This window comes from Microbacterium phosphatis, from assembly GCF_049177115.1.
Classification (GTDB): Bacteria; Actinomycetota; Actinomycetes; order Actinomycetales; family Microbacteriaceae; genus Microbacterium; species Microbacterium phosphatis.
The window spans coordinates 2,049,481-2,068,441 of record NZ_CP185370.1; the positions used below are offsets into that span (position 1 = coordinate 2,049,481).

At 71.6% G+C, this 18,961-nt stretch carries 20 protein-coding genes; 9 read left to right on the forward strand and 11 right to left on the reverse strand.

What is annotated here, in order from left to right; all coding sequences use genetic code 11:
* Window position 1 precedes the first annotated feature (1 nt).
* Genes ACOKGD_RS09845 through ACOKGD_RS09860 form a run of 4 tightly spaced genes read left to right on the forward strand, consistent with a single transcriptional unit; the run spans window position 2 to window position 2,997 of the window.
* Complete coding sequence (locus tag ACOKGD_RS09845) at window positions 2-256, forward strand: exodeoxyribonuclease VII small subunit (protein WP_421355042.1); 255 nt, start codon at window positions 2-4, stop codon at window positions 254-256.
* The gene (locus tag ACOKGD_RS09850) at window positions 256-906 is read left to right on the forward strand and encodes a DUF4245 family protein (RefSeq protein ID WP_342334341.1); all 651 of its coding nucleotides are present in this window, start codon (window positions 256-258) and stop codon (window positions 904-906) included. Before ACOKGD_RS09845 ends, ACOKGD_RS09850 begins: the two co-directional genes overlap by 1 nt.
* Window positions 903-1,556 carry a carbonic anhydrase gene (locus tag ACOKGD_RS09855; protein WP_342334340.1) on the forward strand — a complete coding sequence of 218 codons (654 nt, stop codon included), beginning with the start codon at window positions 903-905 and terminating at the stop codon, window positions 1,554-1,556. Before ACOKGD_RS09850 ends, ACOKGD_RS09855 begins: the two co-directional genes overlap by 4 nt.
* Window positions 1,557-1,602: 46 nt before the next feature.
* A complete protein-coding gene (locus ACOKGD_RS09860) occupies window positions 1,603-2,997 on the forward strand; it encodes a class II fumarate hydratase (protein WP_342334339.1) in 1,395 nt (464 codons plus the stop codon).
* Between the two features lie 63 nt (window positions 2,998-3,060).
* Here the strand turns inward: ACOKGD_RS09860 and ACOKGD_RS09865 are convergent, their stop codons facing one another.
* On the reverse strand, window positions 3,061-4,224 hold the full coding sequence (locus ACOKGD_RS09865; protein WP_342334338.1) for an MFS transporter: 1,164 nt from the start codon (window positions 4,222-4,224) through the stop codon (window positions 3,061-3,063).
* A 41-nt stretch (window positions 4,225-4,265) separates the two neighbouring features.
* Between ACOKGD_RS09865 and ACOKGD_RS09870 the strand changes: the two genes are divergently transcribed.
* Window positions 4,266-4,745 carry a tetratricopeptide repeat protein gene (locus ACOKGD_RS09870; RefSeq protein WP_342334337.1) on the forward strand — a complete coding sequence of 160 codons (480 nt, stop codon included), beginning with the start codon at window positions 4,266-4,268 and terminating at the stop codon, window positions 4,743-4,745.
* Window positions 4,746-4,812: 67 nt separating this feature from the next.
* On the opposite strand, the gene ACOKGD_RS09875 is transcribed toward ACOKGD_RS09870, so the two are convergent.
* From ACOKGD_RS09875 to ACOKGD_RS09895, 5 genes are all read right to left on the reverse strand, one after another.
* Entirely contained in the window at window positions 4,813-5,043 is a 231-nt protein-coding gene (locus ACOKGD_RS09875) for a YbdD/YjiX family protein (protein ID WP_342334336.1), read from the reverse strand.
* Entirely contained in the window at window positions 5,033-7,279 is a 2,247-nt protein-coding gene (locus ACOKGD_RS09880; protein WP_342334335.1) for a carbon starvation CstA family protein, read from the reverse strand. The genes ACOKGD_RS09875 and ACOKGD_RS09880 overlap by 11 nt, the downstream gene beginning before the upstream one ends.
* A 150-nt stretch (window positions 7,280-7,429) precedes the next feature.
* A complete protein-coding gene (locus ACOKGD_RS09885; RefSeq protein ID WP_342335491.1) occupies window positions 7,430-8,728 on the reverse strand; it encodes a PhoH family protein in 1,299 nt (432 codons plus the stop codon).
* Window positions 8,729-9,006: 278 nt separating this feature from the next.
* Window positions 9,007-10,122, reverse strand: coding sequence for an aminotransferase class V-fold PLP-dependent enzyme (locus ACOKGD_RS09890; RefSeq protein ID WP_342334334.1), 1,116 nt, complete (start codon window positions 10,120-10,122; stop codon window positions 9,007-9,009).
* Window positions 10,123-10,170: 48 nt separating this feature from the next.
* Window positions 10,171-10,947, reverse strand: coding sequence for an isoprenyl transferase (locus ACOKGD_RS09895; protein ID WP_342335490.1), 777 nt, complete (start codon window positions 10,945-10,947; stop codon window positions 10,171-10,173).
* Between the two features lie 106 nt (window positions 10,948-11,053).
* Between ACOKGD_RS09895 and trhA the strand changes: the two genes are divergently transcribed.
* Window positions 11,054-11,785: a PAQR family membrane homeostasis protein TrhA gene (trhA, locus tag ACOKGD_RS09900; RefSeq protein WP_342334333.1), complete on the forward strand. Its 732-nt coding sequence runs from the start codon at window positions 11,054-11,056 to the stop codon at window positions 11,783-11,785.
* 15 nt (window positions 11,786-11,800) lie between these two features.
* Here the strand turns inward: trhA and ACOKGD_RS09905 are convergent, their stop codons facing one another.
* A complete protein-coding gene (locus ACOKGD_RS09905) occupies window positions 11,801-13,747 on the reverse strand; it encodes a diguanylate cyclase domain-containing protein (RefSeq protein WP_342334332.1) in 1,947 nt (648 codons plus the stop codon).
* A gap of 224 nt (window positions 13,748-13,971) precedes the next feature.
* On the opposite strand from ACOKGD_RS09905, the gene ACOKGD_RS09910 reads away from it, so the two are divergent.
* The gene (locus ACOKGD_RS09910; RefSeq protein WP_342334331.1) at window positions 13,972-14,643 is read left to right on the forward strand and encodes an EAL domain-containing protein; all 672 of its coding nucleotides are present in this window, start codon (window positions 13,972-13,974) and stop codon (window positions 14,641-14,643) included.
* 10 nt (window positions 14,644-14,653) lie between these two features.
* Here the strand turns inward: ACOKGD_RS09910 and ACOKGD_RS09915 are convergent, their stop codons facing one another.
* Genes ACOKGD_RS09915 through ACOKGD_RS09925 form a run of 3 tightly spaced genes read right to left on the reverse strand, consistent with a single transcriptional unit; the run spans window position 14,654 to window position 16,635 of the window.
* The gene (locus ACOKGD_RS09915; protein WP_342334330.1) at window positions 14,654-14,875 is read right to left on the reverse strand and encodes a hypothetical protein; all 222 of its coding nucleotides are present in this window, start codon (window positions 14,873-14,875) and stop codon (window positions 14,654-14,656) included.
* Window positions 14,872-16,329 carry a glycosyltransferase family 2 protein gene (locus ACOKGD_RS09920; RefSeq protein ID WP_342334329.1) on the reverse strand — a complete coding sequence of 486 codons (1,458 nt, stop codon included), beginning with the start codon at window positions 16,327-16,329 and terminating at the stop codon, window positions 14,872-14,874. The genes ACOKGD_RS09915 and ACOKGD_RS09920 overlap by 4 nt, the downstream gene beginning before the upstream one ends.
* Window positions 16,330-16,356: 27 nt before the next feature.
* On the reverse strand, window positions 16,357-16,635 hold the full coding sequence (locus tag ACOKGD_RS09925) for a hypothetical protein (protein WP_342334328.1): 279 nt from the start codon (window positions 16,633-16,635) through the stop codon (window positions 16,357-16,359).
* Between the two features lie 48 nt (window positions 16,636-16,683).
* Here ACOKGD_RS09925 and ACOKGD_RS09930 point away from each other — a divergent pair, with 48 nt between their 5' ends.
* Window positions 16,684-17,079, forward strand: a complete 396-nt coding sequence (locus ACOKGD_RS09930) for a DUF4307 domain-containing protein (protein WP_342334327.1) — start codon at window positions 16,684-16,686, stop codon at window positions 17,077-17,079.
* A gap of 90 nt (window positions 17,080-17,169) precedes the next feature.
* Window positions 17,170-17,643 carry a transcription elongation factor GreA gene (gene greA, locus ACOKGD_RS09935; RefSeq protein ID WP_342334326.1) on the forward strand — a complete coding sequence of 158 codons (474 nt, stop codon included), beginning with the start codon at window positions 17,170-17,172 and terminating at the stop codon, window positions 17,641-17,643.
* A gap of 58 nt (window positions 17,644-17,701) precedes the next feature.
* On the opposite strand, the gene ilvA is transcribed toward greA, so the two are convergent.
* On the reverse strand, window positions 17,702-18,925 hold the full coding sequence (gene ilvA / locus ACOKGD_RS09940; protein WP_342335489.1) for a threonine ammonia-lyase: 1,224 nt from the start codon (window positions 18,923-18,925) through the stop codon (window positions 17,702-17,704).
* Window positions 18,926-18,961: the final 36 nt, after the last annotated feature.

An 18,961-nucleotide genomic window follows, 5' to 3' on the forward strand; every position in this document is an offset into this window, starting at 1 on the left:
GATGGATCCCGTGACCTCGCAGCCCGCTCCGCCGTCCACCGGTTCGACCCCGGACGTCGCTCAGCTCTCGTTCGAGGAGGCCCGCGACCAGCTCGTGCGCGTGGTGAGCGAACTCGAGCAGGGTGCCCCGACGCTCGAGCAGTCGCTGGCGCTGTGGGAGCGCGGCGAGGCCCTCGCCGCGCGCTGCGACGAGTGGCTGCGCGGCGCCAAGCGCCGCCTCGAGGCCGCCCAGGCCTCGGCCGAGGGCGACGAGTGATGGCACGCGCCCAGGGCGAGCCCCGCATCGTCGCCGAGCTCGGCCGCCCCGAGACGCCCGAGGAGACCGCTGCCCGCAAGGCGGCGAACACGCAGGCGTATCGCGGCAGCAAGAACGTCCGGAACCTCCTGGTCGCGCTGGCCGTGACGGTGGCGATCGTCGTTGTGATGTTCCTGATCGTGCCGCGCGGCGACCTGCCGGAGCAGGCGAGCATCGCTCCCGGTCCCGTCGCGGCCGAGGCCGCCAAGGAGTTCGGCACGGTGCTCGTCCCGGCCCTGCCCGGCGAGGCCGCGAACTGGCGCATCAACGCCGCCGAGGTCGTCCCCGGCGACCCCGCCTCCTGGGAGATCGTCTACGTGCCCGAGGGCGACGGCTTCCTGCGATTCGCCCAGGGGTTCGAGGCCGACGAGACGTGGGCCGCCCGCAAGCTCGGCGGAACGACGCCCTCGGACGAGGTCGAGATCGGCGGGCTGACCTGGCAGGTCTACGACGTCGACCCCGAGGACAACGGCAACGTCGCCCATGCCCTCGGCACCCAGGCGGGTGCCGACCACATCCTTCTGTACGGCTCGACGTCGGCGGCACTGACCGCCGAGGTCGCGGAGATGATCGCGCCGCAGGTTCGCGCGCTGGCTGAGGAGCAGGAATGACGCAGTTCACCACCCCCGATGAGGCCTGGGCCACGATGGTCGCGGGCAACGCCCGCTTCGTCGCGGGACGCCCCGAGCACCCCCACCAGGACGTCGAACGACGCAACTCGACCGCCGACGGCCAGGCCCCGCGCGCGGCGCTGTTCGGCTGCGCCGACTCGCGCCTCGCCGCCGAGATCATCTTCGATCTGGGCCTCGGCGACCTGTTCGTCGTGCGCAACGCCGGACAGGTCGCGGGCGACTCGATCGTCGGCAGCCTCGAGTACGCCGTCGAGATGCTGAAGGTCCCGCTGATCGTTGTGCTGGGCCACGACTCCTGCGGAGCCGTCGCGGCCGCGATCCAGAGCACCAGCGCCGACGCACCGGTGCTGCCCCCGACGATCTGGCGCCTGATCGCCCCGATCGTCCCCGCCGTGCGCCGCGTGCTGCGCCTCGGCGCGGACGAGGGCGTCACCGCCGAGACGGTCGACGCCACCGCCGTCGGCCGCGAGCACGTGCGCGACACGGTCGCGGCGCTGCTGCAGCGGTCCGAGATCATCAGCACCGCGGTCGCCGAGGGCCGCCTCGGCATCGTCGGCGCCAACTACCGCCTGGCCGAGGGCACCGTTGTGCCCGACGTGCTGCTGGGCACCCAGAACGACGCCGCCTGACCCGGGCAGCGCCCCGACCGATCGATCCCTACCGGAGGACGAAGAAGTGACCGAGATCGAGTACCGCATCGAGCACGACACCATGGGCGAGGTCCGCGTGCCCGCCTCCGCGCTCTACCGCGCGCAGACGCAGCGCGCGGTCGAGAACTTCCCGATCTCGGGCAAGGGCCTCGAGTCGTCGCAGATCGCCGCCCTCGCGCGCATCAAGAAGGCCGCCGCGCTCGCCAACAAGGAGCTCGGCACGCTCGACGCCGACATCGCCGACTCGATCGCCGCCGCTGCCGACGACGTCATCACGGGCGCCTACGACGAGCACTTCCCGGTCGACACGTACCAGACGGGCTCGGGCACGTCGTCGAACATGAACATGAACGAGGTGCTCGCCACCCTCGCCACGCAGAAGCTCGGCGCCGACGTGCACCCGAACGATCACGTGAACGCGTCGCAGTCGTCGAACGACGTCTTCCCGACGTCGGTGCACGTCGCGGTCACGCAGGCCCTCATCGAGGACCTCGTGCCGGCCCTGGATCACCTCGCGAAGGCGTTCGAGGAGAAGGCGGTCCTGTGGAAGGACGCCGTCAAGTCCGGCCGCACCCACCTCATGGACGCGACCCCCGTCACCCTCGGCCAGGAGTTCGGCGGCTACGCCCGCCAGATGCGCCTCGGCATCGAGCGCGTCCAGGCGGCCCTCCCCCGCGTGGCCGAGGTGCCCCTCGGCGGAACCGCCGTCGGCACGGGCATCAACACCCCGCTCGGGTTCCCGCAGAAGGTGATCGCGCTGCTCGCGGCCGAGACCGGCCTGCCGATCACCGAGGCCCTCGACCACTTCGAGGCCCAGGCCAACCGCGACGGTCTCGTCGAGGCGTCCGGGGCCCTGCGCACCATCGCCGTGTCGCTCACGAAGATCAACAACGACCTGCGCTGGATGGGGTCGGGCCCGAACACCGGTCTCGGCGAGCTGCACATCCCCGACCTGCAGCCGGGTTCGTCGATCATGCCGGGTAAGGTCAACCCGGTCGTCCCGGAGGCCGTGCTGATGGTCGCCGCGCGCGTGATCGGCAACGACGCCACGGTCGCCTGGGCAGGCGCCTCGGGCTCGTTCGAGCTCAACGTCGCGATCCCGGTGATGGGCACCGCGCTGCTCGAGTCGATCCGCCTCCTGTCGAACGCCTCGCGCGTGCTCGCCGACAAGACCGTCGCCGGCCTCGAGGCGAACCTCGAGCGCGCCGCCGCCTTCGCCGGCATGAGCCCGTCGATCGTGACGCCGCTGAACAAGCTGATCGGATACGAGGCCGCCGCGAAGATCGCCAAGCACTCGGTCAAGAAGGGCATCACGGTCCGTGAGGCCGTGATCGACCTCGGCTACGTCGAGCGCGGCGAGATCACTGAGGCCCAGCTCGACGAGAAGCTCGACCTGCTCTCGATGACGCACGCGGGCTGATCCGGCCCCGCATCCGCCACAAAGGGCGGCTCTCGTCTGACGAGGGCCGCCCTTTGTGGCGGATCAGCTGCGGCGCAGCGCGAACCACCCCGTCGCGCCGGCTGCCGCGACCACGGCGGCGAGCGTGCCGAGGGCGAGGGGCAGGCCCGCCGCGGTGGCGATCGCGCCGACGAGGAGCGGGCCGCCCGCATCGCCGACCTCACGCCCGAGCTCGGCGTTGCCCATCGTGCGGCCCATCCGCTCGTCGGGCGTCGCCGCGGCGAGGTGGGCGAAGGCCAGCGGGGTGACGACGCCGACGGTCGCGCCCAGCACGGCGGCCGCGGCGAACAGCGTCACCGCGTGCGGGGCAAGGGCGAGAACGAGCACCGCGAGGGCGGCAAGGGCCATCGTCGCGGCCGTGCCGCCGCGGGTTCCCACGCGGTTGTCGTCGCGCGCGCGCCCGACGACCGGCTGCACGAGCGTCGACGCCAGGGCGAGCAGCGCCACCGCCGCCGCGCCCGCGAGCGGGGGCAGGTCGAGGCGCGTGGCGAGCAGCGGCAGGAACCCGACCGCCACGCCGAGGACGCCCGTCATCGTCGCCATCAGCAGGGTCGGGATCAGGAAGCCGCGGTCGGTCGTCTGGCGCACGAGATCCGCGAGCGTGTACCGCGGGCGCGGCAGGATCGGCAGGGCCGGCATCGCAAGACCCACCCAGACGGCCGCCAGTGCGCCCAGCACGGCGAGCGCGGCGTAGACCGCCTCGATCCCCCACAACTCGGCCAGGCCGATGCCGATCAGCGGGCCGAGCACATACCCAAGGCTCTTCCACGCCCCGTAGCGGCCGAAGTACCTGCCGAGGCGTTCCTTGCCCGCCAGGCGCGCGACCGCCGACGACGAGGCGGGCGAGAACGCTGACGCCGCCGCCCCCTGTCCGAGGCGCGCGACGGCGAACAGCACCGGCGAGGGGGCGATCAGGGCGGCCGCCGAGGCGAGGGCGAACGCGACGAGGCCGCCGACGACGACGGGCTTGGCGCCGATCCTGTCGCTCAGGGCGCCGAAGAGCGGCTTCAGGATCACCTCGGCGATGTCGTAGAGGGCGAGGACGAGCCCCAGTCCCAGCAGCGTCATGCCGATGTCGTCCGACTCGGCGCCGAGGACCGACGCGACGCCATGGGCGCCGAACGCCGTGGTGAAGCCCGCGAGGTACAGCGGGGCCAGTGAGCGCGGGGCGGGCGCGGGATCCGTCACCCGCCGAATCTAGCGGCTGGCCACGCCGCTAGCGTGGAGGCATGGATCCGGATCAGTGGGAGGCCCGCGTGGCCGACCTATGGGAGCGGTACGAGAGCCTCGCGCCCGCCGCCGCCATCGAGGCGATGCGCGAGCTGGCGGCGCAGAGCCCCGTCGCCGACGGCCGCGGCGCCTACGAGCTGGGTGGCATGTACGACTCGCTGGGCTTCGAGGCCGAGGCCGCGCTCGAGTACGAGCGTGCGCTGGCCCTGGGCCTCGACGAGGAGCGCCACGCGATGATCGCCGTGCAGTACGGCTCGACCCTGCGCAACAACGGGCGCCTCGAAGAGGCGATCGCGGTGCTGGAGGCGGCTCCCGAGCATCCGTCGACGGGGGCGGCCCCGCGGGTGACGCTCGCGCTCGCGCTGCACAGCGCCGGCCGCTCGGATGAGGCCCTGCGGGTCGCGCTCGAGGCGCTCATCCCCACGCTCCCGCGCTACCAGCGGTCCATGTCCGCCTACGCCGCCGCGCTGACCGCCTAGCGCGCCCGGATCCGCCAGAAAGGGCGGCCCTCGTGGATCGAGGACCGCCCTTTGTGGCGAAACCGCGTCAGCAGCAGCGGGCGCCGGGGTTGGCGTCCTGCTCGCTGTAGACGCAGCGCCAGAAGTCGCGCTCGGTCATGGGGGTGCGATCCGGGTGCGCGGCGCGCTCGTGCGCGACGTACGCGGCGTACTTCGACTCCCCCGTCACGCCCTTGGCGAACCACACCAGGGCGCGCCACGCCCGGCCCAGCGCCGCGAGGGCACCGGACCTGGCGGGGACGACCGCGTCAGTGGCCACGGGTGGGCTGCATCTCCGGAGGAACGGCGGCCCACTCCTTCTCGAGGGCGCGCTCCTCGGGCGAGGCGATCAGGCCCGCCGGGGCGAACCGGCGCGACGGGACCGACGGGTCCTCGCGGTCGATGACCTCCGTTGCCCGGAACGCCTTGATCACCTGCGCGATCGCGATGACGATCACGATGGCCGTCAGCACGAGGAAGATGATCGACAGCGTCCCCTGGATCGCCGTGTTGCGGATCGTCGCCTCCGTGGCGGCGAGCTTGGCCGCGTCATCCGCGCCCGGGGCGAAGTCGACGTACGTGCCGTCGGCGAGGCCGTTGCGGAAGCGCATGTGGTTGGCCCAGTAGCCCACGGCGGGCGTGGAGGAGAAGATCTTCTGCCACGACGCCGTGAAGGTGACAACGGTCACGAACGCGAGCGGCAGGCCCACGATCCACAGGCCCTTGAACGTGCGCCGGCGGGCGATGATGACCAGCACCACGGCGAGCGCGATCGCCGCGAGCAGCTGGTTCGCGATGCCGAACAGCGGGAACAGGGTGTTGATGCCGCCCAGCGGATCGGTGACGCCCATGATCAGCACCGCGCCCCAGCCGGCGACCATGACCGCCGTGCAGATCCACGCACCCGGACGCCACGAGGTGTCCTTGAACTTCGGCAGGACGTTGCCGATCGAGTCCTGCAGCATAAAGCGCGCCACGCGGGTGCCGGCATCGACGGCGGTGAGGATGAACAGCGCCTCGAACATGATGGCGAAGTGGTACCAGAAGCCCATCCAGGCCGTGCCGCCGAGCCACTGGTGCAGGATGTTCGCGAGGCCGAAGGCGAGGGTGGGCGCGCCGCCGGTGCGCGAGACGATCGACTCCTCGCCGACCGAGGCCGCCGCGCCCGAGATCATCTCGGGGGTGACGTTGACCCCGGTGAGGCCCAGGCCGTTCACGAACGCGACGGCTCCCTCGACGGTGCCGCCCGTCGCCGCGACCGAGGAGTTCATCGTGAAGTACAGGCCCTGGTCGATCGAGATCGCGGCGACGAGCGCCATGATCGCGACGAACGACTCCATCAGCATTCCGCCGTAGCCGAGGAAGCGGGTCTGCTTCTCCTTCTCCACCATCTTCGGCGTGGTGCCCGACGCGATCAGCGCATGGAAGCCCGACAGGGCGCCGCAGGCGATGGTCACGAAGAGGAAGGGGAACAGCGCCCCAGGCCACACCGGGCCCGTCTCGCCGCCGGCGAAGATGCTGAACGCCGGCACCTGGACGTCGGGGTGGACGATGATCACGCCGACCGCGAGCAGGACGATGACGCCGATCTTCATGAAGGTCGACAGGTAGTCACGCGGGGCGAGCAGCATCCACACCGGCAGGACCGCGGCGATGAAGCCGTAGATGATGATGGCCCACGCGATCGCGGTGCGGTCGAGGCCGAAGATCGCCTGGCCCCACTCGCTGGCGCCGACGTACTGGCCGCCGACGATGGCCGCCATCAGCAGGACGAAGCCGATCAGCGAGACCTCGGCGATCCGGCCCGGACGGATCCAGCGCAAGTATGCGCCCATGAACAGCGCGATCGGGATGGTCATGGCGACCGAGAAGACGCCCCACGGGCTGTCGCCGAGGGCGTTGACGACCACAAGAGCCAGGATCGCGGTGATGATGATCATGATGAGCAGCGTCGCGAGGATCGCGGCGGCCCCGCCGAAGCGGCCCAGCTCGTCCTTGGCCATCTGGCCGAGCGAGCGGCCTCCGCGGCGCATCGAGAAGAACATCACGAGGTAGTCCTGCACGGCGCCCGCGAGGACGACGCCCACGATGATCCAGATGGTGCCGGGGAGGTAGCCCATCTGCGCCGCGAGCACGGGGCCGGTCAGCGGGCCGGCGCCGGCGATGGCGGCGAAGTGGTGGCCGAACAGCACGCGCCGGTCGGTGGCGACGAAGTCCTTGCCGTCGGCCTTGTACTCGGCCGGCGTCGCGCGGCGATCATCCGGGCGCGTGATCAGGCGCTCGATGTACTTCGAGTAGAAGCGGTAGAAGATCAGGTACGTCGCGACCGCCGCGAAGACGAACCAAATCGCGTTCACGGTCTCGCCGCGCACGATCGCGAGCATCGTCCAGGCGACACCGCCGACGAGCGCGACGATCGCCCAGATGACGACCTTCAGCGGCGTCCACCTCGGCTTGTCCTCGACGGAGACGGCGGGGAGGGATGGTCCGCGATTGCGGGCTCTGGTCTCAGACATGTGCGTGTGGCTCCTTTGTCATTGCACACAGATGGCGACCAGCTGTCTCGGCCGCCCCTCGGAATGCTACTCAGTGAGACCGGACGGCCGAAATCGCAGTATCGCGGCCCGGAGGCGATGCCTCCGGGCCGCGATGACGGGGTGGATCGATCAGGCGAGCTCGCCGACCTCCAGCAGATCCGTGACGAGCGCGGCGATCGCCGAGCGCTCCGACCGCGTAAGGGTGACGTGACCGAAGAGGCCGTGGCCCTTCAGCGACTCGATGACGCTCGCGACGCCGTCGTGACGGCCGACGCGCAGGTTGTCGCGCTGGGCGACGTCGTGGGTGAGGACGACGCGCGAGTTCTGCCCCATGCGGCTGAGCACCGTGAGGAGGACGTTCCGCTCGAGCGACTGCGCCTCGTCCACGATCACGAACGCGTCGTGCAGCGAGCGCCCGCGGATGTGCGTCAGCGGCAGCACCTCGAGGAGCCCCCGCTGGATCACCTCGTCGAGGACGTTGCCCGAGACGACGGATCCGAGGGTGTCGTAGACCGCCTGACCCCAGGGGTTCATCTTCTCGGCCTGGTCGCCGGGCAGGTAGCCGAGCTCCTGACCGCCGACGGCGAACAGCGGGCGGAAGACGATGATCTTCTTCTGCTGCTGCCGTTCGAGCACCGCCTCGAGGCCGGCGCACAGGGCGAGCGCCGATTTGCCGGTGCCGGCCCTGCCGCCGAGGGAGACGATGCCGACCTCGGGGTCGAGCAGCAGATCGATCGCGATCCGCTGCTCGGCCGAGCGGCCGTGCAGCCCGAAGACGTCGCGGTCGCCGCGCACCAGGCGCAGCTCGCTGTCGCCCGTGACCCGGCCGAGGGCCGATCCGCGCTCGGACTGGATGACGAGCCCCGTGTTGACCGGGAGCCCACGCGCGTCGTCGTGCGCGGCGACCTCCGTCTCGTACAGGTCGGCCATCTCGTCGCCCGACAGGTGCAGCGTGGCGATGCCCGTCCACCCGGAGTCGACGGCCTGCTCGGCCAGGTACTCCTCGGCGGAGATGCCGAGAGAGGCGGCCTTCACGCGCATCGGCAGGTCCTTGGAGATCACCGTGACCTCCTGACCGTCCTGTGCGAGATGCATGGCGACCGCGAGGATCCGGCTGTCGTTGTCGCCGAGGCGGATGCCGCTGGGCAGCACGTTCGCGTCGATGTTGCTGAGCTCGACCCGCAGCGTGCCTCCCTCGCCGACCGGGACGGGGAAGTCGAGACGGCCGTGCTCGACACGCAGCTCGTCGAGGTGGCGCAGAGCCTGGCGGGCGAAGTAGCCCAGCTCCGGGTCGTTCCGCTTGCCCTCGAGCTCGGTGACCACCACAACGGGGATCACCACCGAATGCTCGGCGAAGCGGAAGAAAGCGCGCGGATCGCTGAGGAGCACGGACGTGTCGAGCACGTAGGTGCGCAGATCCTGCGGGATGCCCTGCGAGGCGGCCTCGTGTGCTCCGGTCTTGCGATCGGTGCTGCTGCTGCGACGGCCGGCCTGCGTTGAAGTGCTGTTGGTCACGCCCCACTCCCGACCCGGGAACCTTGCCCGGCTTCTGCGAGTCGACCTGGGGGCCACGAGTCGCGAACCTGGTTGGCCGACTCGAACGGGCGCTCTGCCCGTTGCGGAAACGGTACGTCCGGAGGGCGGGGAATTACAAGAGTGTGATTCGCGTGTTCACGCGAACGTCACGGGGTGCCCAGGTAGGGGCGTCAGCGCTGCTGGGCGTACGCCGCGCAGGCCTCGTCGAGCAGCCCGAGCGTCTCGTCGTCGGTGCCGACGTGGGGAGCGACGCGCACCATGCCGGATCGCGCGGTGACGGTCACGCCGCGGTTGGCGAGTTCGGCCCCCAGCGCCGCCACGCTGTCCGGGACGAGCGACACGATCCCGCCGCGCCGGGCGGGGTCGAGCGGCGTGAGCACGCGGATGTCGTGGCGCTGCGCGATCTCGATCACGCGCTCCGTCCGCTCGGTGAGGGCCTCCTCGATGGCGGAGACACCGACGGCGGCGACGTCCGACAGCGCGATCGCAAGCCGCGCGGCGGCCAGCGCATCACCGCGCGCGATCGTGAAGGCGCGCGCTCCGGCGGCGGGTGCGGGGACCTCGTCGACCGTCAGGCCCCCTTCGACACCGAAGAAGCCCGAGAGCACGGGCGCGATCATCTCCCGTGCGTGCGCGTTGAAGGTCGCGAATCCCGTGCCGCGCCCCGCACGCAGCCACTTGTAGCCGTGGCCGGCCACCACGTCCGCGGCGTCCCAGTCGCCTTCGAGCACACCGACGCCCTGCGTCGCATCGACGATCAGCAGGCGGTCCGGCCCGAGAGCCTCGCGCAGGCCGGCCAGGTCGGCGCGGTAGCCGGTGCGGAAGTCGACGTGGCTGACCACAAGCGCGGTGGTGTCGTCGTCGATCGCGTCGGCGACGGCCTGCGGGGTGACGAACCCGCCCTCGGTCTCGAGCCACTGCGGGCGGACCCGCCCGAAGGCCTCCGCGGCGCGGGTCACGGCCGTCGGGATGGTGGGGAACTCGGCCGGCGACGCCAGCACTCCCCCGGTCAGGCCGTAGACGGCGTGCATGATGCCGTAGGTCGTCGAGGGCTGCAGGGTCACCGTGTCGGCCGGCAGACCGAGCACGTCGCCGACGGCCTGGCGGGCCTCGTCCTCGCGCTCCTCGACGTGCGAGATGCTGCTCGCGCGCCCGGTGCCGAGCATGCCAAGATCGGCGACGACCTCGTCGCGGACCGTGGAGGACAGGGGCCCGAAGGCCGCCCAGTTGAGGTATCCGGGTTCGCCGTCGAACGTCGCGCGGTACTCCTCGACAGTGCTGATCACACCGCCATTCTCTCAGCTGCGAGGCGCCCGTGCCCGGCCGCCGGCGCGTCAGCCCCCGAAACGCCGATCGCGCTTGGCGTAATCGCGGATGGCGCGGAGGAAGTCGACCTCGCGCAGATCCGGCCCGAGCGCCTCGACGAAATAGAACTCGCTGTGCGCGCTCTGCCACACGAGGAAGTCGCTCAGCCGCTGCTCTCCGCTCGTGCGGATCACGAGATCCGGATCCGGCTGACCGCCGGTGTAGAGGTGCTCGCCGATCGATTCCGGAGTGAGGTTCTCGGCGAGCTCCTCGAGCGTGCCGCCGCGCTCGCTGTGGTTCGCGATGATGCGGCGGACGGCGTCGACGATCTCGTGCCGCCCCCCGTAGCCCACGGCGAGGTTCACGTGGAGGCCGGTGTGCCCGGCGGTGCGCTGCTGCGCGTCGAGCAGCGCCGTGGCGAGGTTCTCGGGCAGCAGTTCGGTGCGGCCCGCGTGCTGCACGCGCCAGTCGACGCTGCCGGCCAGGACCCCCGCCAGCTGGGCGATGATGTCGACCAGGTCGGCGAGCTCGGCGGAGTCGCGCTTTCGCAGGTTGTCGTTCGAGAGCAGGTAGAGCGTGACGTGCTTGACGCCCAGCTCGTCGCACCACCCGAGGAACTCGATGATCTTGGCGGCCCCGGCCCGGTAGCCGTGCGCGACCGAGTCGTACCCCAGCTGCCGCGCCCAGCGCCGGTTCCCGTCGATCACCATCGCGACGTGCTCGGGCACGCTGCCGGCGGTGATCTGGCGCCGCAGGCGGGAGCTGTACAGCCGGTACAGGGGCCCGCGGCCCTCGCCCTGACGCATCGTTCGCACCCCCTTACGGTACTCCGCGCGCGGATCCGCTCCCCGCCGACCGGCCGCGGGGCGATGCGTGCCGCGCCCGGCATGCGGGCAGACGTACCCTCGGACCATGACGCAGACGCCCCAGGACGACCCGAGCTCTGTCGACGGAGTGCCGCAGCTCCCGCTGCTCGATGCGGCCGACAAGGACGCCGTCGAGGTCAAGCCGACCTGGCGCGGGTGGCTGCACGCGGGCACCTTCCCCATCGCGCTCGTGGCGGGCATCGTCCTGATCACGGTGGCCGACGGGGCCGCCGCGAAGTGGGCGTCCGCGGTGTTCATGATCTCGTCGCTGCTGCTGTTCGGGAACTCGGCCGTCTACCACCGCTTCGACTGGGGCCCGAAGACGAAGGCGGTGCTGCGGCGCGTCGACCACGCGAACATCCTGCTGCTGATCGCGGGTACCTACACGCCGCTGGGTGTGCTCGCGCTGCCGCCCGGGCAGGGAACGCTGCTGCTCACGCTCGTCTGGGGCGGCGCGATCGTCGGGATCCTGTTCCGCGTCTTCTGGCTCGGGGCGCCGCGGTGGCTCTACGTCGCCCTGTACCTGCTGCTGGGCTGGGCCGCGATGATGTACATCGCCGATCTGATGCGCGCCAACTTCGCGATGATGCTGCTCGTTGTGATCGGCGGCCTGCTCTACACGCTCGGTGCGGTCGTCTACGCGATGAAGCGCCCTAACCCGTGGCCCGGTCGCTTCGGCTTCCACGAGATCTTCCACGCGTTCACCGTGCTGGCGTTCCTGTGCCACTGGACGGCGGCGCTGCTGATCGCACTGGCCCCCGCATACAACGGGGGCTGACCCGCCCCCTCGACGTCAGGCCGATCGGCGCAGCTCGACCACCGCGTCCCGCCCGGCCTCCGGGCGTGCGGCCGGGCGCTGCGTCGGGCGCCGGTCCGCGGCGGGGGCGGCCTGGGCCCCCTCGACCCGCCGGCGGGCCTCCCGCGCCTCGCGCGCCCCGCGCTTCGCGGCGCCGAGCATGCGGTCGGCCCGGTGGGTGAGCGACGTGGCGCTCTCGCGACGCGCGAGCGTCGCCGATCCGCTCGTCCACGGATCCGTCGCCCCGACCCGCAGGCGCGCGACGATCTCGGCCGCCTCCGCCTCGTCGCAGTCGGCCAGGGCGATGACGAACTCGTCGCCGCCGATCCGCCCGATGACGTCGTCCGCCCCGAGCATCTCGCTCCACTCGGCCACGGCGCGCTGCAGCGCCTGATCGCCGCGCTCGTGCCCGTGCGCGTCGTTGAGCTGCTTGAACCGGTCGAAGTCGATCGCGACCACCGTCAGCGGGCGCCGTGTGCGCCGGGCGTGCAGGACGAGACGCTCGAGCGCGTCGTCGGTTCCCCACCGGTCGAGGGCTCCGGTCAGCTCGTCGCGGTGCACCAGCGACAGCAGGCGTCCGCGGGCGGCCGAGACGACCTCGATCAGCAGCCACCCGAGCACACCGCCGACGGCGAGGACGACGGCTGCGGGCGCCGTGAGCGGGAGCGCCGTGGCTCCGGGAACCGTGTGCACGGCGACGCCCGCCAGCGCCGCGGCCATCGGGGCGCCGAAGAGCACCCGGGCGGCGGAGGGCCGCCAGTAGGCGGCGAGCAGGATGGCGACGGCCTGCACGCCGACGAGGGCGACGACCATGGACGGCGGATCCGCCGCCAGCGCCACGCGGGCGAACGCGGTCACCGCCGTCAGCGTGATCCACCCCGTGAGCAGGCCCTGGCGCGCCCGCACTCCCCGAATGAGCGCCGTCGCGGCCACGGCCCCGGCGATCACGGCATCCGCGGCCGCAGCCACGCGCAGCCCGCCCTCGGCGGAGACCGCATCGGGCACAGCCGCCAGCGCGATCAGCCCGGCGGCGGCGGCGACGGCGCGCGAGAAGTCTGATGTCCACCCGGACCGGGCAGCCGCGGCCGGCTGAGGAGCGACGACCGCGGTGGCTCGTGTGACCGCCGGTGCCGAGCGTCCCCGCCCCAGCCCGGAGGCCACCTGCTTCTCCCGGTACAGCTGGACGTCCGCCTCGCGCACGGCCGCGTCGAGGCCGCGCTGCGCGGTCAGGGGTGCAAGCCCGGCGCTGAAGGCATGCGGCGCGGCGGCGCGCAGGCGCCGCAGCACCCGGCGGGCGGCGCCGCGGTCGGCGGCCTCCACAACGGCGACGAACTCGTCTCCGCCCCACCGGCCGATGATCCCCATCCGCCCGAGGGCCGCGCGCCACGCGTGAGCGCACTCGCTGAGCAGGCGGTCGCCCTCCGCGTGTCCGTACCGGTCGTTGACGGGCTTCAGCCCATCGAGATCGATGGCGATCACCCAGTGACGCGGGGCCCCCCGAAGGCCGTGGGCGGGCGGCTCGCCCACCAGGGTGCGCGCACCGATCCGCAGGGCGCGGCGGTTCATCAGGCCCGTCAGCGGATCCGTCCGCAGCGCACCGCGCAGGTGCCTGCGCACCTGGAGGGTCACCTCGAGGCCGAGAGAGCTGGCGGCGAGCACCACGACTGCCGCCCAGAGGACGCGGCCACCACCGGCGGGGACGTGCACCGACGCCAGGGCGCAGAGCCCGACCGCGACCGTCGCGGTGGCGACGCGCGCGGTCAGCGGCGGCATCGCCCATCCCAGGGCGACCGACAGCGGGATCAGGACGCACAGCAGGCCGAGCAGAAGGTCGAGCGAAGGGGCCGTCGCGATGCCGGCGGCCAGGGCGGCGCCGCACAGCGCGGCCGCGACGAGGCACAGCCAACGGGCTGTCGTCATCTCGTCGAGGACGGTCGGGTCCATCCCTGCAGTGGAGCGGGCGATTCCACGGGAGGGACGTGCGGCCCTGGCGGGCGTGCGCGTCATTCGGGTCTCCGTACCGGTGGGGAGCGGCCGGGAGGTGTCGGGTGGGTAAGGGTGCAGATCCGGGGAGATCTGCCCTTAAGCTACTACGTGATACGGGCCGCTCACGGAACCTCGCGTGATATAGGGTCGATATTCCGGCTATCCCCTACGGAAGCGAGATCATGCCCGATGCAGTGCTCGCCCTTGCCGTGATGATCCCTCCGCACGAGATCCACTTCCAGTGCATCGTTCACCTCGAGTCCCAGACGGTCATCGGGTACGAGGCCCTGGCGCGCTTCCAGGACCGCCGGTCACCGCAGGTGCACCTGGAGGAGGCGCTGGCCGCGGGCCAGCTCATGGAGCTCGAGCTCGCACTGCTGCGCAGCGCCGTGGCCGCCGCCGCCGTCATCCCCGCGCAGTACGCCGTCACGCTCAACGCGTCGGCGGAGACGATCGACTCCCCCGCCCTCGACGGGCTCTTCCCGCCGGGCCGCCTCTGGGGCATCGAGCTCGCCGAGACGTCGACCCCCGACGACCACCTCCGGCGCCGCACCCGCGAACTCGGCGTGCTGCTGCTCATCGATGACGCGGGATCGGCGAACGCGACCACGGAATGGGTCGAGGCGCTGCATCCGGACATCGTGAAGGTCGACCGCCGCATCATCCAGGGTGCGTGCTACGACGCGGGCGCCCAGCTGGAGCTCGAGAGCTTCCTCGCGGCCGCGCGCGCCGTCGGCGCCACGACCGTGGCTGAGGGGGTCGAGACCGAGGAGCACGAGCGCATGGCGATCACCTCGGGCATCGACTTCGCCCAGGGGTGGTACTACGGCCGCCCCGCTCCCTACATGAGCTGACGCGCCCGGATCAGACCGGGGCGTCCGGGTGGATGCTGCGCGTCTCGCTGCGACGCGAGCGACCACGCCAGTTGATCCTGAACTTCGGCACGATCTTGACGGTCGCGAGCGCGACGTACATCAGCGTGTTCACCGCCACGAACGCCGCCAGCACCGCGAACCACTCGCTCGTGAGGAAGCTCTCGGGCAGGAGGAGGCCCGTGCGGGCCACGAGCTCGGCCACCGCGCTCATGCGGACACCTCCGACGGGGTGGGGGCCGCGGTGGTCGCGGCGGTGCCGTGCGTCCACTTCGCCTCGCGGCGGAAGGTCATGTCGAAGATGCCCTTGACGAACACGACATCCAGGAACAGGTCGAACAGCGCCTCGGGGATGACGAGGACGGCGAGCAGCCGTGCACGCCAGCCGCCGCGCCAGACCGTCACCAGGCGCTCCAGCGAGAACACCGCCCCCAGGGCGATCCAGAACGGGAACCACACCCACGTGTCCATCGACACGATCATCAGGATCAGGAGGACGAAGTAGGACGACAGGGCGATGACCGAGTAGCCGATGCCGATCTGCTGCGCCCAGTACCGGATGCTCACCGGCGTCACGCCGTAGGCCGCGAGATTCTCGATCGCGCCGCGCTGCCAGCGCAGGCGCTGGCGCCACAGCGCGCCCCAGGTGGGCATCAGCTCGGTGACGACCGTGCACTCGCGCGGCGAGAGGGTGAGCCCGCCCAGCGTCTTGATCGCCAGCGTCAGCTCGTTGTCCTCGGTGAGCGCGATCGTGTCGTAGACATCGCCGTGCACGCCCGGCAGCAGCGTGCCGCGCGAGGCGGCGACGGTGCGTAGGGCCGCGGGCCGGAAGACGGTCGCCGTGCCGCTGAGCACGAAGACGCGTCCTCGACGGCGCTCGATCTCGAGCGAATAGCGCGTGTACTCGTTCCGCTGCATCAGCCCGAGCACGCCGTGTCCCGGCTCGCCGAGGAACAGGCCGCCCACGGCCATGAGGGCGCGGTCGTTGGTCATGTACCGGCGGGCGGTCTCGAGGAAGACGTCCGTGGCGATCTGCGTGTCGGCATCCATCACCATCACGGCGTCGTTCTCGCCGCAGCCGGGCAGGATCTCCCGCAGCGCCTGGTTGAGGCCGCCGGCCTTCTTGTGCAGGTTGTCGACCGTCTCGAAGACCTCGACCCCGGCGGCGCGGGCGATCTCGACGGTCCGGTCGGTGCAGTTGTCGGCGACGACGACGATCCGCTCCGGCGGCGTCGTCTGCGAGCGCAGGGAGGCGATCGTGTCGCCGATCGCGTTCTCCTCGTTGTGCGCGGGGATCACGACGGTGATCGTCACCTCGCCGAGGAACCGGCCGCGCGTCTCGGCCATCACGCGCCGCGGCGCCAGCGGGCGCTTCACGGTGTCGGGCTCGGTACGGCGGGAGCGCTTGACGACGATGTCCTCGAACAGGGCGATGCCGACGCCGGCGACCACGGCGAGCACCAGCGCGCCGACGATGAGCAGCAGCGCCGGGGCATGCAGGTCGTAGCGGATGTCCAGGCCGCCCAGCAGGAACGACTCCGGGTCCCAGAAGGGGCGGACATTCATCGCCGCGAGCAGAGCCCACAGCGCGAGGGCGGCGCAGAGCGTCAACCCGAGGATGGCGAGCCCGGCGAAACGCTCGAGCTTGCGCGGCTGTGCAGGCTTCATATGCCCCCTCCCGTGGACATACGGATGCTACTCGACCGTGTCGTCGCCTCGCTTCGAGTCGTCCTTGTCCCCGGCGGGGCGCCCGGATTCGGCCTCCTCGGCGTCCAGCGCCTCATTCGCCTCGGCGCGGTAGCGCGTGTTGCGCACACGTCGCAGCATGTCGGCCACGAGCAGGCCGACGACGACCACCAGAAGCGCGATGACCACAAAGCCCTCGACGCCCGGGGTGACGAGCGACGGATCCGGCCCCTCGGTGGGAAGCGGGGTGGGAGTCGCGGCGAGGGCGTGCAGCGCGGAGGAAAGCATGGGGCTCCTGTTCTAGCCTGGAGTCTCCAGCCTACGTTCCGGAGATCCATGACCACCCAGGCCCAGCTCGACGACCGCTACGGTCGCACCCGCGATCCGGCGCGCCGGCGCATCGCCTGGATCGCGGTGATCGCCGTGGCCGTGCTCGTGGTCGCGTGGTTCTCGTGGAGCACGGTGACGAAGGAGATGAACACCGTCGGCGTCGACGGCCTCGGCTACGAGGTGCATAACGCCCGCACGGTAGAGGTCGCCTTCCAGTTCACCGCGCCGGAGGGGCGCTCGGTGGCATGCGCCGTGCAGGCGCTCGACGAGGGCTTCGGCGTTGTGGGCTGGCGGGTGGTGGAGTACGAGCCCGGCGAGGGCCACCACCAGCGTCACGTCGAGACCGTCCCCACCGTCGCGGAGGCGACGACCGGTTTGGTCGAATCCTGCTGGGTCACGTAGTCTGACCCGCAGAAATCTCGACGCCCCGGCACGACGCCGGGGCGTCTTGCACTATCTCCGTCCGTTCATCTCCGAATAAGGGGGCCCACCGTGTCGAACTTCCTCACCCAGGAGGCGTACGACCGCCTCGCCGCCGAGCTCGAGCAGCTCTCCACCGCCGGCCGCGAGGAGATCGCCAAGCGCATCGAGATCGCCCGCGAAGAGGGCGACCTCAAGGAGAACGGCGGCTACCACGCCGCGAAGGACGAGCAGGGCAAGATCGAGATGCGCATCCGCGACCTCCAGGCCCTCCTCAAGGGCGCCGAGGTCGGCGAGGCCCCCGAGTCGGACGGTACCGTCCAGTCGGGCACGGTCGTCACGGCCATCGTCCTCGGCGACGAGGAGCGCTTCCTGCTCGGCAGCCGCGAGATCGCCGGCGGCACCGACCTCGACGTCTACAGCGAGCAGTCCCCGCTGGGCGCCGCGATCCTGGGTCTCAAGGAGGGCGAGAAGACGTCCTACGAGGCCCCCAACGGCAAGTCCATCGCCGTCGAGATCGTCAAGGTCGAGACCTTCACCGGCTGATCCCCCTCTCGCACGACGAAGGCCCCGTTCCGTGGAACGGGGCCTTCGTCATGCGGCGTCAGTCGGGAAGAACCTCGGGCCGGAAGCCGGCGTCGCGCAGCAGCTGCAGGGTGAGCTCGCGATGCTCCTTGCCGCGGGTCTCGACCGAGATCTGCAGCACGACCTCGCTGATCTGCAGGCCCTGCCCGTGTCGGGTGTGCAGCACCTCGATGACGTTCGCGCCGGCCTCGGCGAGCAGCTCGGACACGCGGGCCAGCTGGCCGGGGCGGTCGGGAAGCGGAACGCGGATCGACATGTAGCGGCCGGAGGCGGCCAGCCCGTGCGCGACCACACGCTGCAGCAGCAGCGGATCGATGTTGCCGCCGGACAGGATCGCCACCGTGCGACCGGTGGAGTGGACCTTCCCGGCGAGGATCGCGGCGACCCCCACGGCCCCCGCGGGCTCGACGACGACCTTTGCGCGCTCGAGGAGCACCAGCAGGGCGCGGGCGATGTCGTCGTCCGAGACGGTGACGACCTCGTCGACGAGCTCCTTGATGATCGCGAAGGGCACATCGCCCGGGCGCCCGACGAGGATGCCGTCGGCGATCGTCGGCGTCGTCTCGACCTGGACGGGCTCCCCCGCCTCGAGCGACAGCGGGTAAGGGGCGGCGTTCTCGGCCTGCACACCGATGACGCGGATCGTGCGACCCTCGGCCGCCGCCTTGGCCTTCGCCGCCGCCGCGACGCCGGCGATCAGCCCGCCGCCGCCGATCCCGAGGACGATCGTCTCGACGTCCGGGGCGTCGTCCATGATCTCGAGGCCGAGCGTGCCCTGGCCGATCACCACGTCGCGGTGGTCGTAGGGGTGGATCATGACCGCGCCCGTGCGCTGGGAGTGCTCCAGCGCCCGCTCGAGGCCCACCGCCACGGTCGCGCCGTCGAGCACGACCTCGGCACCGTACCCGCGGGTCGCGAGCAGCTTCGGCACGGGCACGCCGAGCGGCATGTAGATGGTGGCGGGGATGCCCAGCTGCTGGGCCGCGAGCGCGACGCCCTGGGCGTGGTTGCCCGCGGAGGCCGCGACGACGCCGCGAGCGCGCTCCTCGGCGGTCAGGCGCGAGAGGCGATAGGTCGCGCCGCGCACCTTGAAGGATCCGGTGCGCTGCAGGTTCTCGAGCTTGAGGCTGACGGGCGCGCCGAGCACCTCGCTGAGGTGGAGGGAGTACTCCATCGGGGTGTGGTTGATCACGCCCTCCAGACTCCGCGCCGCCGCCTCGATCTCGGACAGCGTCGGGATCATCGGCAGGCCCTGGGTGTCTGCGGCGGACTGGGCGGG